13 protein-coding genes are annotated in these 13,879 nt (G+C 68.2%); 8 read left to right on the top strand and 5 right to left on the bottom strand.

Translation table 11 applies throughout. From position 1 onward, the window contains the following. Positions 1-437: 437 nt before the first annotated feature. The 3 genes from trpM to trpA all read left to right on the top strand — a co-directional run bounded on the left by trpM (position 438) and on the right by trpA (position 2,936). Positions 438-602, top strand: a complete 165-nt coding sequence (trpM, locus tag ACFY2X_RS46860) for a tryptophan biosynthesis modulator TrpM (RefSeq protein ID WP_389951846.1) — start codon at positions 438-440, stop codon at positions 600-602. 280 nt (positions 603-882) lie between these two features. Continuing rightward, positions 883-2,124 carry a tryptophan synthase subunit beta gene (gene trpB, locus ACFY2X_RS46855; RefSeq protein ID WP_389951843.1) on the top strand — a complete coding sequence of 414 codons (1,242 nt, stop codon included), beginning with the start codon at positions 883-885 and terminating at the stop codon, positions 2,122-2,124. Then, a complete protein-coding gene (trpA, locus tag ACFY2X_RS46850; protein ID WP_389951840.1) occupies positions 2,121-2,936 on the top strand; it encodes a tryptophan synthase subunit alpha in 816 nt (271 codons plus the stop codon). The genes trpB and trpA overlap by 4 nt, the downstream gene beginning before the upstream one ends. A gap of 185 nt (positions 2,937-3,121) precedes the next feature. Here trpA and ACFY2X_RS46845 read toward each other — a convergent pair whose 3' ends face one another. The 4 genes from ACFY2X_RS46845 to ACFY2X_RS46830 all read right to left on the bottom strand — a co-directional run bounded on the left by ACFY2X_RS46845 (position 3,122) and on the right by ACFY2X_RS46830 (position 8,240). Next, positions 3,122-3,907 (bottom strand): MerR family transcriptional regulator, encoded by a 786-nt coding sequence (locus ACFY2X_RS46845; RefSeq protein WP_389951837.1) that lies wholly within the window; start codon positions 3,905-3,907, stop codon positions 3,122-3,124. Between the two features lie 164 nt (positions 3,908-4,071). Beyond that, entirely contained in the window at positions 4,072-5,628 is a 1,557-nt protein-coding gene (locus tag ACFY2X_RS46840; protein WP_389951835.1) for a serine hydrolase domain-containing protein, read from the bottom strand. 198 nt (positions 5,629-5,826) lie between these two features. Next, positions 5,827-7,191: an MFS transporter gene (locus tag ACFY2X_RS46835; protein ID WP_389951833.1), complete on the bottom strand. Its 1,365-nt coding sequence runs from the start codon at positions 7,189-7,191 to the stop codon at positions 5,827-5,829. Between the two features lie 305 nt (positions 7,192-7,496). Continuing rightward, entirely contained in the window at positions 7,497-8,240 is a 744-nt protein-coding gene (locus ACFY2X_RS46830; RefSeq protein WP_389951830.1) for a TetR/AcrR family transcriptional regulator, read from the bottom strand. 85 nt (positions 8,241-8,325) lie between these two features. On the opposite strand from ACFY2X_RS46830, the gene ACFY2X_RS46825 reads away from it, so the two are divergent. The 4 genes from ACFY2X_RS46825 to ACFY2X_RS46810 are packed head-to-tail and all read left to right on the top strand — an operon-like array spanning position 8,326 to position 11,594. Continuing rightward, positions 8,326-9,828, top strand: coding sequence for an MDR family MFS transporter (locus ACFY2X_RS46825; protein ID WP_389951827.1), 1,503 nt, complete (start codon positions 8,326-8,328; stop codon positions 9,826-9,828). 11 nt (positions 9,829-9,839) lie between these two features. Continuing rightward, positions 9,840-10,250, top strand: coding sequence for a DsbA family protein (locus tag ACFY2X_RS46820; protein WP_389951825.1), 411 nt, complete (start codon positions 9,840-9,842; stop codon positions 10,248-10,250). Continuing rightward, positions 10,240-10,827, top strand: a complete 588-nt coding sequence (locus tag ACFY2X_RS46815; RefSeq protein WP_389951823.1) for an NADPH-dependent FMN reductase — start codon at positions 10,240-10,242, stop codon at positions 10,825-10,827. Before ACFY2X_RS46820 ends, ACFY2X_RS46815 begins: the two co-directional genes overlap by 11 nt. A 17-nt stretch (positions 10,828-10,844) precedes the next feature. Further along, positions 10,845-11,594, top strand: coding sequence for an SDR family oxidoreductase (locus ACFY2X_RS46810; protein WP_389951821.1), 750 nt, complete (start codon positions 10,845-10,847; stop codon positions 11,592-11,594). A 149-nt stretch (positions 11,595-11,743) separates the two neighbouring features. Here the strand turns inward: ACFY2X_RS46810 and ACFY2X_RS46805 are convergent, their stop codons facing one another. Then, positions 11,744-12,859 carry a methyltransferase gene (locus ACFY2X_RS46805; RefSeq protein ID WP_389951819.1) on the bottom strand — a complete coding sequence of 372 codons (1,116 nt, stop codon included), beginning with the start codon at positions 12,857-12,859 and terminating at the stop codon, positions 11,744-11,746. A 390-nt stretch (positions 12,860-13,249) separates the two neighbouring features. On the opposite strand from ACFY2X_RS46805, the gene ACFY2X_RS46800 reads away from it, so the two are divergent. After that, positions 13,250-13,507: a hypothetical protein gene (locus ACFY2X_RS46800; protein ID WP_389951849.1), complete on the top strand. Its 258-nt coding sequence runs from the start codon at positions 13,250-13,252 to the stop codon at positions 13,505-13,507. Positions 13,508-13,879 lie beyond the last annotated feature (372 nt).

Here is a 13,879-nt window from a genome sequence, read left to right as displayed (position 1 = left end):
GCTCGGGTGAGGTGGTCATGGTGTCCCTGACTTTCCGTGGTCGCATCTGCCCTCACCAGATCGACGAGACAGCGCACCGAACTGTGAGGTTGGCGCGTGGCCTCACATTCCCAGCGGTTGTCTCGTCGGGCCGTTGAGACGAACACCATCCCGCGAACAGGAGAGCTCAGGCATCATGACTGACCTCCCCGTCCTGCGATATCGCCTCACCGGCACCCACCAGCACATCCGGCAACGGGCCGCCACGACCGTCCTCGCCCGGCGGGCGGATGGCGAGTTCGCCGACGCGGGGATGACGCGTGACCACGGCCGCTTCGCCGCGCTGTTCACACAAAGCCCGCGGCGTTGCCGCGGTAAACACCGGATTTACTGCGGCAAGAGCCTGGAGCGGGAGGGGTCGCTGTTCTGTTGTTCTAGGCAGAAGGTAGGCTTCGGGCATGTCTGTTGCTACCCGTCTCGCCCCTGGTTGCCGCCCTCGCGGCTGCCGGGCGCCTGCACGGCGGGTGCGCGGCCGACGGGTCCGGTATGCGATCGGCTCCGATCCTGGTCAGGTCAACGGGATGCGATGGCCTCGCGCGCCGCGCATGGCGCAGGGCGTCTGAAGGAAGATCACTTCTCTCCTTCGCCCGCCTCTTTCCCTGACCGGTTTGTTCTCTGACCTGCCGTTTCCCTGGCTCATCACCTTGCTCGGCCTCTGGGTGCCGTCCCCAGACTCTCTTGCCGTTCTTTGAGCGCGTCGGGAGTTGCCCGGGCTTGCCGGTGCCGGCTGGCCGCAGGTCGGGCGGAAAGGGCTGGGGCGCCCGCCCCTCTGCGCGGAGACGCGATCCGTGATCACCGTTAGCCAGACATCCGGGGCGGACGCCCCGGCGTAGGAGCTGTCGCATGTCCAGCGAATTCTTCATCCCGGTCCCCGAGGGCCGCGCCCCTGACGCTGAGGGCTATTTCGGCGCGTTCGGCGGCAAGTTCATCCCGGAGGCACTCGTCGCCGCGGTGGATGAGGTCGCCGTCGAGTATGAGAAGGCCAAGGCAGATCCGGAGTTCGTCGCCGAGTTCGGGGCTCTGCTCGTCAACTACACCGGGCGGCCGAGTGCTCTGACCGAGGTGCCGCGGTTCGCCGAGCACGCCGGTGGCGCCCGGGTGTTCCTCAAGCGGGAGGATCTGAACCACACGGGCTCTCACAAGGTCAACAACGTGCTCGGGCAGGCCCTGCTCGCCAAGCGGATGGGCAAGCCGCGGGTGATAGCGGAGACCGGCGCCGGGTCGCACGGTGTCGCGACGGCCACCGCCTGCGCGCTGTTCGGCCTCGAATGCGTCGTCTACATGGGCGAGATCGACATGCGGCGACAGGCACTGAACGTCGCCCGGATGCGGATGCTCGGAGCGAAGGTCGTCCCGGTCACGTCGGGGTCTCGCACCCTCAAGGACGCCATCAACGAGGCGTTCCGGGACTGGGTCGCCAACGTCGAGTCCACCCATTACCTGTTCGGCACCGCGGCCGGCCCGCACCCGTTCCCGGCCATGGTCCGCGACTTCCAGCGCGTCATCGGCATCGAGGCCCGCCGCCAGATCCTGGACCGCACCGGCCGCCTGCCTGATGCGGCGATCGCGTGCGTCGGCGGCGGATCCAATGCCCTCGGCCTGTTCCACGGCTTCCTCTCGGACAGCAGTGTGCGCCTGGTCGGCTGCGAGGCCGCCGGGCATGGCGTCGAGACCGGGAAACACGCGGCGACACTGTCGGCGGGCGAGTCCGGCATCCTGCATGGCTCCCGCTCCTATGTGCTGCAGGACGAGGAGGGCCAGATCAGGGAGCCGTACTCGATCTCCGCTGGGCTGGACTACCCGGGCATCGGCCCCGAGCACGCCTACCTCAACGATCTCGGCCGTGCCGAATACGTTCCGGTCACCGATGACCAGGCGATGCGGGCGTTCCGGCTCCTGTCGCGCACCGAGGGGATCATCCCGGCGATCGAGAGCGCCCACGCCCTCGCCGGAGCCCTCGAAGTCGGCAAGGAACTCGGCGAGGACGGACTGATCCTGGTCAACCTGTCCGGCCGCGGCGACAAGGACATGGACACCGCCGCCCGCTACTTCGGGCTGCACGACACCGACGGGGAGTCGAAGTGAGTGGCAACATCCAGCTGTTGAACGACACCCTCGCCCAGGCCAGGGCCGAGGACCGAGCCGCGCTCATCGCCTACCTCCCGGCCGGTTTCCCGACCGTCGACGGTGGCATCGCAGCGGTCAAGACGGTTCTTGAGTCCGGCGCCGACATCGTCGAGGTCGGACTGCCGCACAGCGACCCGGTCCTGGACGGCCCGGTCATCCAGACCGCCGACGACATCGCCCTGCGCGGCGGCCTCAAAATCGCCGACGTCATCCGTACCGTCCACCAAGCGCACGCCGCCACGGGCAAGCCCGTCCTGGTCATGTCGTACTGGAACCCGATCGCCCGCTACGGCATCGAACGCTTCACCGCCGAACTCGCTGACGCCGGCGGCGCCGGCTGCATCCTGCCCGACCTCCCCGTCCAGGAATCCGCAGTATGGCGCGAACACGCCGACAAGCAAGGCCTGGCCACCATCTTCGTCGTCGCACCCAGCACCAAGGACGAACGGCTGAAGCAGATCACCGCAGCCGGATCCGGATTCGTGTACGCCGCCTCCCTCATGGGCGTCACCGGCGCCCGCGACACCGTCGGCGCCGCCGCCGGCGACCTCGTACGGCGCACCAGAGCGGTGACCGGCCTCCCGGTCTGCGTCGGCATCGGTGTGTCCGCCCCGGAGCAGGCTGCCGAGATCGCCGGCTTCGCCGACGGCGTGATCGTCGGCTCGGCCTTCGTCAAGGCCCTCCTCGAGGCCCCCGACCAGGCTGCCGGACTCGCGGCCATCCATGCCCTCACCGCCGAACTCGCCCAGGGCGTCCGCAGGGAAAGGTAGCAGCGGGCCAGCCAGAACAGGCCGACAGCGCACGCTGTGCGCGACGGGTGAACGTGGAAGACACCGGTCTTCCACGTTCATCTCGGACCGGGTAGTCCTGGGCCTTGAGCCGGCGGACCGCTCCAGCGGTGTCTGTGGGCAGGCCCCGGCCGGTCGCCGGGCCGAAGGACCGGAGCACGGCTCGGTCAGTGGGAGTCTGGTCTGGGGATATGGATGCCGGCGGAGCGGAGCTTGGTCTCGACGAGCGCGACCCCCCGGGCCGCGGCCGATCCCTGTTCTTCGCCGTGGAGGGCGATCAGTGTGTACCGGGTCGCGGCCTCGGTGCGGGCTTGCAGACCGGTCACGATCTTCAGCAGTGCGGGGTTGGCGAGGAAGTGGTCGGCAATGGCGGTGGCGAGCTCGGCGATGCGCGGGTCGTCCGGTTCCCAGGTCGTGGCTTCGGCGCCGCGCTTGATCAAGGCCACGAACCGGGTGTCTTCGAGGGCGTGCTCGAAATGGGTGAGGTAGTCGTCGAAACCTTCTGGGACCAGGGCCTTGGCCAGCACCCAGCCCTCCCTGGTGGCCGCCACCTCATCCGCGGGGAATCCGAGGCCGAGCATCCGCTCCAGCAGCGCCACAGCGCGGTCGGGCAGCAGAGCCCGGTCACCGTCGGCGAGCCGACGCAGCGTGTCACGCCGCGCGATCAACTCCTCGATCCGTTCGGTGAGCTGCCGCTCGACGTCGGAAAGCGCGGCGGCGAACAGCGCGGCATCGGCGTCGAGCAGGGGCCCGATCTCGGCCAGCGGAACCCCGGCGGCGGCCAGCGTCCGGGCCTGCACCAGCCGCAACAGATCGGCCGATCCGTACCGCCGGTAGCCAGAGCTGTCGCGTTCCGGCTCCTCGACCAGGCCGAGCTTGTGGTAATGCCGCACCGTTTTCACCGTGACGCCGACGAATGCCGCCGCCTGCCCGATCGTGACTCCGTTCCTCATCTGCTCATCCTGCCTTGTACTCGAGCTCGGTGATTACGCACGCCACGGTCGAGCGTGTGGACCGGCCACGCCGAGCTCGTTGAGTTCGGCGTGGCCCCGGTTCGCGTGCTACCTGGTGCACGACCGGAAGGGGTCGCCCCTCGGTGCGTGCAGGTCACAGGTGCTCAGTCCGCCGGCTGAGCCGGATCGGCCTGCCCACCGCAGAACACCTCGTTGACGAGCCTTTGCTGGGCGTTCAGGAACGCTGTCGCGATGGACAAGTCGGCGTCGTCCACGCAGTTCAGCGCGGCGGTCAGGGTCTTGCTGCCGTCGGGTGTGCTGTACATCAGCGCCGCGTGGCCCACGGCGGCGCCGTTGTGGGAGATGACGGTGCCGCCGTCCGTGTTCACCACGAACACTCCCAGGCCGTAGTCCATGTTCGGGATGCCCGTCGGGTGCGGGGTGCACATCTCGGCCAGCAGCGGGGCCGGCAGGAGCTTGCCGCCCATCAGTGCGGAGATGAACGTGTGGAGGTCCTGAGTGGTCGAGATCATGTCGCCGCCGCTGGAGATCCAGGAGGGGTTCTGGCGGGTGATGTCGATCGTCTTCTGCTCGCCGGCGTCCTCGTACCGGTAGTAGGCGTGGGCGTGCGGCTCGGGGATCTCCGGCGAGGCGTCCGGCGCCACGGTGCCCGACAGCCCGAGCGGCCCCAGGATCAGCCGCTGCATCTCCTCGGCGACCGAACGGCCGGTGACCTTCTCGATCAGCAGCCTGGCCAGCACGTAGTTGGTGTTGGAATAGCTCCAGCCCGTCCCCGGCTCGAACCGCGCCGGCTTGGACAACGCCAGCTCCACCAGCTCCTGCGGCCGGTAGGTCTTGAGCCGGTTGTCCATCCACTCTTTGCCCGTGGTGCTGTAGGGGATGGGGATCCCCGGCACGACCGTCCCGTCAGCGTTGACCTCGCCGCTGAAGTTGAACACCCCGCTGGTGTGCTGCAACAGCATCCGCACCGTGATCCGCTCGTCCAGCCCGAACTCGGGCAGATAGTCATCCGCCGGGGTGTCCAGCCTGACCTTGCCCTCGGCCACCAGTTGCAGCACCAGGGTCGCGGTGAAGGTCTTGGTGTTGCTGCCGATCCGGACATGCCCGTTCGTCGGCGGCTTCGCGGCCCCGCCCAGCTCGGCCGCCCCGGCACTGCCGACCCACTCGCCCCGCTCATCGTGCACCCGCAGCGACACCCCGACGAAACCGGAATCGACGATCTCCTCGATCGCCTTCTGCAGCTCCGGGCGGTCCTGCCCGGCAGCAGCCGCCGGCGCAGCCCCGCTGTCCGCAGTGGCCACCCCGGCGGCGTCGAGGGCGGCGGTGATCTTGCGGGCCATCGCGGCCGTGGTGGTGCTGGGCTTGTCCGGGTGGACCTGGGCGGCTTCGATGGCGAGGAGGATGGTGCTGCGGAAGTTGTCGGCTTCTGCCGGAGCTTGCCTGCCGAGCAGCTTCATGGCTGCGGTCAGGGTCGGCAGTACCCGGTCGGCGAGTTCGGCGACGGTCTTGCCCTTCAGTTCGATGTCCTTGGCCTTCGCGGTGAGCACGTGCCCGACCAGACCGGTCGCCGACGTCAGGGCGACGGAGGCATTCGTGGCGGCCTTGTGGGGCGAACCGGTGGCAGCGGCCATCAACGACACGGCGCCGTACGCGGCGGTCCGCAGGGCGCTCTTGTCCTGGTCGGAAAGGGTGATGGACATGGTGGTCTGCTCCTTCAAATCTGTTATGTCCGATCGGCGTCGTGCCGCTGCGACGAGCTTTCACCCTGACCCAAGGTCAACCTCAACCATGATCTAGCTCACAGCTACTGCGGCGGCCGTCGGCGGGCGGCAGGTGGTGCTGACCACGACGAAGTTCGACCGGTTCGCACGCAACATGACCGAGGGTGGAATGGCCGTCTATGCATCGCGGGAGGGGACGGCTTGCCGGACGATGAGGGCGGCGGTAAGGCACATGGCTCCAGCGACTGCCATTCCGGATGAGGGACCGAGAGCTGTCATCACCCCGGTGGCAGCGGCCAGGGTGAGAGTTTCAAGGCTCATCCGCGTCGTGCTGAACAGCGCGGCACCCGCCCCTCCGCGATGGGAGGGCACGTAGTTGAGCGCTTGCCCGTCCGGGACGCCTTCGGTCAGCCCAAGACACAGCCCGATAATCCCGGCCGCGATGAGAAGGACGGCAGGATGGTCGGTCACCTGGAGGATGACGGCGGTGACGGTGCAGGCGAACAGGGCGGTTGTCACCAGCTGCCGTGCCAGCCGGCGCGCGAGCCGAGCGGCAAGAAGCGGAAGGACCGTTGACGGCACGGTCAGCAGGCTGAGCATGACCGCCGCCTTGCTTGAGCCCATGCTCTGGGCGGCGCCGAGCTGAGGGAGCACGGTCAACCCCACCACGAGCATCCCCATGAAGGCACCCGTCGCCACGGCGTACGCACGATAGGCGGGAATCCGCAACAGGTCCACGGGGATCGCGGGATCGGCCGCGCGCCGTTCCACGCGGATGAGGCCGGTGGCGCCGGCCGCCGCGACGAGGATTAGCCCACCTGGCCCCCACCACGGGACGCCGGACCCGAAGCTCATCCCGAGTGCGGTCACCACGGCGGCGACGGTCACCCCGAAAAGAGCGGCGCCGGCAAAGTCGAAGTGATCGGACAGCTTGGGGCTGCGAAGGCCCGGAAGCCCGAGCGCGGCCAAGGCTGCGACGGCGGCGACAGTCCCCGGCGCGACGAAGACGAGGGGCCAACCTCCGATGGCCATGAGGGCCTGGGCAACGACCGGTCCCAGAGCCAGACTGCTGCCCAGCACGGCGCCCGCGTAGCCGTACACCCGACGCCGCTCCTCCGGCGGGTACACGGCCAAGACCATCGACGAACCACCGGCGGCGCACATCGCCGCCCCGACGCCGGCGACCGCGCGAAGTGCCACCAGAGACAACAGGTTCGGAGCGAGGGCGGACAAGACCCCGGTGGCTGCGACGACGATATTGCCGACGGCGAAGAACCGGGTGCGGGCGGTGCGATCCGCTGTCACCCCAGCCAGCAGTAGAGCTGCGGCAAAGAGCCCGTTGTAGGCGAGGACGATCCACGGACCCAGGACACCCGCACCGGGCAGCTGCGCGGTCACATCAGGCACGACTGCTGTCGCACCGGTGATCGCGAGTGGGAACACCGCATCAGAGATGAGGGCAGCCAAAAGGACACGCCGACGTTGACGAAAAGACAAGGCAAACATGGGTGCGCTCCGGAACAAGGGAAATCCGAGCGCCACGAAGGCGCTCCTGGCCAAGGGGTCAGGAGCGACGGCGAGAACTGGGGTTTTGCGCCGCCGCTCTCAGCGACGGCGCACCTTGTCTGTTTTCGGCACGAGCACACGCTAGCAGCCGCCTCGGGCGAGACTTCGAGGTGGTTGGATCACTCGGGGATCGATGAGCCGGGAGGTGTGAGATGGCTCGGCCGAAGCCGTGGGAAGTCCATGACGAGTCGTGGGCGGTGGCCGCGCCGCTGGTGCCCAGGGTTCGGTCCGCTCATGCCATATCCCGCCGCTCCTCCGCAGGAGCGGCACTGCCTTTCTGGTCAACGGGAGCGGAGCGATGTGATGAGCGCGGCGAGGGCATCGAGGATGCGGTCGAGCCCGTGCCGGAAGCGCTCCTCGGAGGCGAGATGCGCGGTGCGGGAGTCCAGCACCGACCGGCTGAACAGCGGGAAGGCCCTAGATTCGACGATCTGGCTCACATACGGCCCGATGTAGTCCCGCTTCCAGCGCTCAGGGTCCAGTCCGGTACGGCGAGCCTCCTCCAACCAGCCGATCTCACGGCGGATCGCGCTGTGGACGTAGTCGTTGAACATGCCGATGAGGCCGGTGATGTCGTCGATGTCGAGACCGAGCCCGTCGAGCGTGCCGAGCGCGAACTCGTGCACGCGCAGCAGGTTGGGGCCCAGCGTCGGCCGGCTGGTGAGCAGCGCGATCAGCCAGGGATGGCGTAGGCCGGTGGCGCGGATCCGCCGGGCCAGCAGCGTCAGGTCGGAGCGCCAGTCACCGGAGGGGCTGCCGGGAAGCTCGATCTCGCTCATCACCATGTCGATCATGAGATCGAACAGGTCGTCGCGCCGGGGCACGTAGCGGTAGAGCGACATGGCGCCGGTGCCCAGCTCGCACGCGATCCGCCGCATGGTCGCGGCCTCCACTCCCTCCGCGTCGGCGATCTGGACGGCCGTTCGGGTGATCTGCTCACGGCTGTAACCAGGGCGTCGCCCCGGTCCGGAGCGCTCCTGGCGCTCCGGCTGCATCCAGATGCTGGTCGGTTCCTCGTCGGCCATGTGCATCCCTTCTCTATTTGCGTACATGGTACCTGAATCGCTATGGTCCATTTCGAGTACGAAGTACGCAAATTAGGGAGGGCGCGTGGAACGATCACTTCGCACGGGCGTGATCGGCGTGATGCTGGGCATGATCACGGCTCCGTTGGACGGCATGATGCTCGGGCCCGCGCTGCCGACGATCATGCGGGATCTCGGCGGTCTGGAGTACTTCTCCTGGGTGGCGACGGCCTATCTGATCTGCATGGCCGCCTCGACGCCGATCTGGGGGAAACTCGGCGACCTCTACGGTCGCAAGGCGGTCTACATGGCCTCGATCGTGATCTTCCTGCTGGGATCCGGCCTGTCGGGGGTCGCACAGGACATGATCCAGCTCGTCGGCTTCCGGATGGTGCAGGGGCTGGGCGCGGGAGGCCTGATGACCGGTGCCCTGGCGCTGATCGGCGAGCTGGTGCCGCCCCGGCACAGCGGCAGGCTCATGGGGCTGTTCGGGACGATGATGCCGATCGCCTTCATCGCCGGACCGTTGCTCGGTGGCCTGTTCGCCGAGCACTTGGGCTGGCGGTGGGCGTTCTTCGTCAATCTCCCCATCGGGGCGGCCGCCTTGCTGCTCATCGGCACCGCCGTACGGCTGGAGCCGCGCCGGATCAGAGCGCGGATCGACTACCTGGGGGCGCTGCTGCTGACAGTGGCGCTGGTGGTGCTGAGTCTGGTCGCCGGCTGGGGCGGCACCCGGTACGCCTGGGGTTCGGGTCCGATCCTCGGGCTGATCCTGATCGGGCTGGCGGCGCTGGCCGCCTTGATGTTCGTGGAGCGGCGCGCGGCCGAACCGATCGTCCCGCTGAGATTGTTCGCCGACCGCAACTTCACCCTCGCCCAGGTCATCCGCTTCCTGGGTGGCGTCGGCATGGTGGTCGCGGCCACCTTCCTTCCCCAGTACATGCAGCTGGTGCAGAGCGCCTCGCCGATCGCCAGCGGCATGCTGATCCTGCCCGCGATGCTGGGCATGGTCGCCGTGCTGATCGGCACCGGCCGGCTCATCAGCCACACCGGCCGCTACCGGATCTACCCGATCCTCGGCGGCGCCACCGTGGCCGTCGGCATGCTCGTGCTGCTGTTCCTGCGGCCCGGCACCAGCCTGGCACTCGCCTCCGGTCTCACGCTGATCGGCGGCATCGGCGTGGGCCTGCTGATGCAGTCCACCACGATCATCACCGTCAACAGCGCCGAGCCCCGTGACATGGGGGCGGCCAGCGGTTCGGTCACCCTCTGGCACACCATGGGCGCCTCACTGGGCATGGCCGCCCTAGGCGCCTTGTACACCGCCCGGCTGCAGGACACACTCGTCGACCGCCTCGGCGCGGAGACCGGTACCCGAATCGCCTCCGGCCGGCTGACTCCCGATGCGCTCGCCCAGCTCCCGGCCTCGGCCCAGGAGGCGGTTCAGCTCGCCGTCTCCAGCGGCATCCACGCCATGGCCCTCGGTGCGGCCGCGCTGGGCGTCCTCGCCTTCGCGCTGGCCTGGTTCATCCGCGAGGTTCCATTGCGCGACCGGATCCCCGCCGAACCCGCCACCGCGGCCGCGTGAGGGAGCGACTCATGCCGCACAGCGTGAAAGCCCAGATCGTGGTGGATGTCATCTGCTCGCACTCCTACCTCGGCTACACCCGTTTCGCCCGCGCCGCCAACCGGCTCAGAGCCGAGGGCGTGGGGGTGACGGTGGAATTCCTGCCTTTCGAGCTCGCCCCAGGCGCCTCCACCGACGGGCTGCACATCGGCGACCCCGACACCCTCGCCCGGTTGGCCGCCGAGGTCGGCGTCGCCACCGGCAGCGTACCCCTCGCCGCCGTGCGCGCCCGGCTTGACCACGTGCGCCGCCTCGGCATCACCGGCGTGCCGGTCTTCCTCATCGAGAACCTGCCCCCGCTCACCGGATCACAGACCGAGAGCACGCTGCTGGCGGCTCTGCGACAGGCCTCCGTCAAGAAGGGAGAACACCGTGACCGATAACCCGCTGCGGCTGGCCGTCATCGTCGGCAGTGTGCGCGACGGTCGCCTCGGCCCGACCGTGGCCACCTGGTTCGCCGGTCAGGCCACAGCACGCCCGGACCTTGACGTCGACGTGATCGACCTGGTGGACGTGCCGATCGGGGCGGCGGCGCCGTCGATGTCCGTGCCGGAGCCGGTGCTGAGGGCACTGGGCGAGCTGACCCCGCGGCTGGAGGCTGCCGACGCGTTCGTGGTGGTGACCCCCGAGTACAACCACAGCTACCCGGCCGCACTGAAGAACGCGATCGACTGGCACAACCAGCAGTTCCACGCCAAGCCGGTGGCGTTCGTGTCCTATGGCGGCATCTCTGGAGGCCTGCGCGCGGTGGAGCACCTGCGTGCGGTCTTCGCCGAGCTGCACGCCGTCACCACCCGGGACACCGTCAGCTTCCACGGCGCATGGGAGTGCTTCGACGGCAACGGGCAGCCGAAGGACCCTGTCGGCCCGGCCACTGCTGCCAAGACCCTCCTGGACCAGGTCACGTGGTGGGCGCGGGTCCTGCGCGATGCCAAGGCCACCACCCCCTACACCGCATGAAACAGAAAGGCATGATCATGATGAGATTGACCGGAAAGACGGCGTTGGTGACCGGTGCGAGCCGGGGCATCGGCCGTGCGATAGCCACCCGGCTGGCTAGCGAAGGCGCCCGGGTCGCCGTGCATTACGGCGGCAACCATGCGGCCGCCAAGGACACCGTCGCCACCATCGAAGCGGCCGGTGGACAGGCCTTCGCCGTCCAGGCCGAGCTGGGCGCGCCGGGTGACGCCGAAGCCCTGTGGTCCGGCTTCGACGCCCACGCCGACGCGCTGGACATCCTGGTCAACAATGCGGGCATCCTCGGCGACCAGACCGAGATCGACGGCGTCACCCGAGAGGGCTTCGAGCACCTGTTCGCGGTCAACACCACCGCCCCGTTCTTCGTCACACAACTCGCCCTGCCACGGCTGCGCGACGGCGGGCGGATCATCACCGTGGGCACCATGCTGACCCGAGGAGCGGCCATGCCCAGGGCGATCGACTACGCCATGTCCAAGGCCGCACTCGACGTCCTGACCACCGCCCTGGCCAAGCAGCTCGGGCCACGCGGTATCACGGTCAACGTCGTGGCACCCGGCGTCATCGATACCGACATGCACCAAGGACGCCTGGTCGGCGAGGCCTTGGCCTGGCTGTCGTCGATGACGCCCCTCGGACGGCTGGGCACGCCGGAGGACGTGGCCGATACCGTCGCCTTTCTGGCCTCCGACGACAGCCGCTACATCACCGGACACCGTCTCGATGTCTCAGGCGGGACGACCATGTAGCCCGCGCCACCGGGCAACCCGACGCTTGTCTGCTCGCCACGACTCGGCGAGCAGACGAGCACCTATCGCCGCTGAGCGTGGGAAGCCGGTGTCCGATGCCGAGCTCACCAGCCTGCTCGCTCCAGGCGACCGGCCGCGCTGAAGTGCGGTCACTTGCTGGTCAGACGCCACAGCGAGGTGATTTCCGCGGCGCGGGCCGCGTGGAAGACATCCCCGGTGTCTGTGGCCCGTGGGTGTCGCGGCCTGGTGTCGATCTTGCCCACCACGCGAAGGCCCGCTGTCTCGATCAGGGTCGGCAACTGATCGCGCGGCCTGAGTCCGAGGTGCTCGGCCAGGTCGGACAGGACGAGCCATCCTTCGCCACCTGGTTGCAGATGAGCGGCGAGTCCGTTCAGGAAGCCGTGAAGCATGGTGCTGTCCGGATCGTAGACGCCGTGTTCGAGGGCTGAGGTCGGCCGGGCGGGAATCCAGGGCGGATTGCAGACGATAAGGTCGGCGCGACCCTCGGGGAAGAGGCAGGGGCCCGTGACATCGATGCGGGCAGCGAGGCCCAGCTGACGAACGTTGTCGCGGGCGCAGGCCAGCGCACGTGGGCTGATGTCGGTGGCGGTGATGCGATCGACCCCTCGGTGAGCCAGAACGGCGGCGAGTACTCCGGTCCCCGTGCCGAGGTCGAACGCGGTGCGGTGGGTGCGCCGGAGTGGAGCGTGGGCGACCAGATCGATGTACTCGCCTCTGACGGGGGAGAAGACGCCGTAGTGGGGATGGACGCGAGCGCCGATGAAGGGTATTTCTACGCCCTTGAGGCGCCACTGGTGTGCCCCGATCACGCCCAGCAGCTCTTTGAGGGAGACCGCCATCGGCTCGTGGGGCGGGCCGTATGCCTCAGTGCATGCTTGACGCACATCTGGAGCTCGGCGCAGGCCCAGGGCGTGGGTGTCGTCCAGTAGCGCGACCAGCCTGCCCAGGACGCGTGCACGGTCACTGCGGGCACGGCGGTGAAGACAGAAGGTCTCTTGAGCGTTGTTTCCTGATGGGAGAGGTTTCCGGTCAATGCGGCGACTCATCGCCCGCAGGAGTTGACGTGCGTTGCGGAAGTCGCCTCGCCACAGCAACGCTGTGCCCTCGCAGGCGAGGCGATAGGCGGTGTCGGCTTTGATGCGGTCGTCCGCGACGGTGATCCGTCTGGGCGGTGGGGCCGCGTTCTCGGAATGCCAGCGGGCGGATCGGACGGTGTGGGCTTCGGTCCAGTGGATCGTGGACACCACGTACTCCTCGTGATCGAACGTGCAGGTAACACGAAGAGCACTTCGACGAGGAACGCGGAATCTCGCCCGTGCTGCCGCACGGACGGAAGTGATAAGGCAGGAAGGGCTACCGCTCCCGCGTCGAAGCGCGAGAGGCGTCGCCGAGAACCATGCCGAGCGTCACGATCAGCCCTTTCGAGGAGATGGCCTATAGGGTTTGCACAGCGGCCTGCCGACCGGGATCGACAGGTTCGCGAGAGGAGTCATGCAAGATCATCTGGAAGGTGACGCCCCGATCCGAGGGTCCTTGTTGATCGTGCATTATGGAAGGATAGCGCTACTACCTTCCCTCGGCCACGGCCGGCGACCCGCTCCCGCGAGCTTCTGCAGACCTACGCGATCGCGGCGGTGTCCTTCCATGTCGCTCACCAGTACCTGGGCTCGGTCGAGAAGATCGAGAACGGGATCGTGGCGGTGAGCACGCTGTGGGCCGATGAGCGGGTTCATTACCCGCTGCATGCGCTGCCCTACACGCCCGCGGATCGGCTGTCCCGCGGGCGTAGCGATCCGTCGTTTCGTACCAAGCCGCAGCCGGCGGCCATTTTGGCGGGTCGGGCCCGAGCCGCCGGTCTGGCGTGGAAGGCAACGTCGACCGGATCAAGATGATCAAACGTCAGATGTACGGCCGCGCCGGTCTCGCCCCGCTCCGCAAGCGCGTCCTGCTCATGCCATGAGGCCGGCTGCCACCACGCTCCATCACGAACCACCGAAAGCGGGACAGAGCCAGAACTTCATGTCCGTTGCCCAGGGGCGGTACCCGCGAAGCGGCTACCACGGCGAAAATGGGAGGCCGAGTACAAACGGATGGTGATCCAGGACGACATCAGCGCGGCACTCACCCGCAAAACCGTCAGCAGAAACAAACCACTACAAGTTGAGAGCCCTGGCAATACCCTCGAACCGTAGAGATTTTCGATGTGGTGATCTTCGGGTTCTTATGATCTTGTTGGTGCGCCGTGCGTGCCGTCGGGGCAGGCC

Origin of the sequence: Streptosporangium sp. NPDC000396 (assembly GCF_042898655.1) — a bacterium.
GTDB lineage: Bacteria > Actinomycetota > Actinomycetes > Streptosporangiales > Streptosporangiaceae > Streptosporangium.
This window is presented reverse-complemented; position numbering and strand designations above follow the sequence as displayed.

Excerpts from the sequence above, each read along its gene's own strand:
- trpM (WP_389951846.1), top strand. The coding sequence starts at position 438 with ATGTCTGTTGCTACCCGTCTCGCCCCTGGTTGCCGCCCTCGCGGCTGC.
- trpB (WP_389951843.1), top strand. The coding sequence starts at position 883 with ATGTCCAGCGAATTCTTCATCCCGGTCCCCGAGGGCCGCGCCCCTGAC.
- ACFY2X_RS46845 (WP_389951837.1), bottom strand. The coding sequence starts at position 3,907 with ATGAGGAACGGAGTCACGATCGGGCAGGCGGCGGCATTCGTCGGCGTC.
- ACFY2X_RS46840 (WP_389951835.1), bottom strand. The coding sequence starts at position 5,628 with ATGTCCATCACCCTTTCCGACCAGGACAAGAGCGCCCTGCGGACCGCC.
- ACFY2X_RS46830 (WP_389951830.1), bottom strand. The coding sequence starts at position 8,240 with ATGGCCGACGAGGAACCGACCAGCATCTGGATGCAGCCGGAGCGCCAG.
- ACFY2X_RS46820 (WP_389951825.1), top strand. The coding sequence starts at position 9,840 with ATGCCGCACAGCGTGAAAGCCCAGATCGTGGTGGATGTCATCTGCTCG.
- ACFY2X_RS46810 (WP_389951821.1), top strand. The coding sequence starts at position 10,845 with ATGATGAGATTGACCGGAAAGACGGCGTTGGTGACCGGTGCGAGCCGG.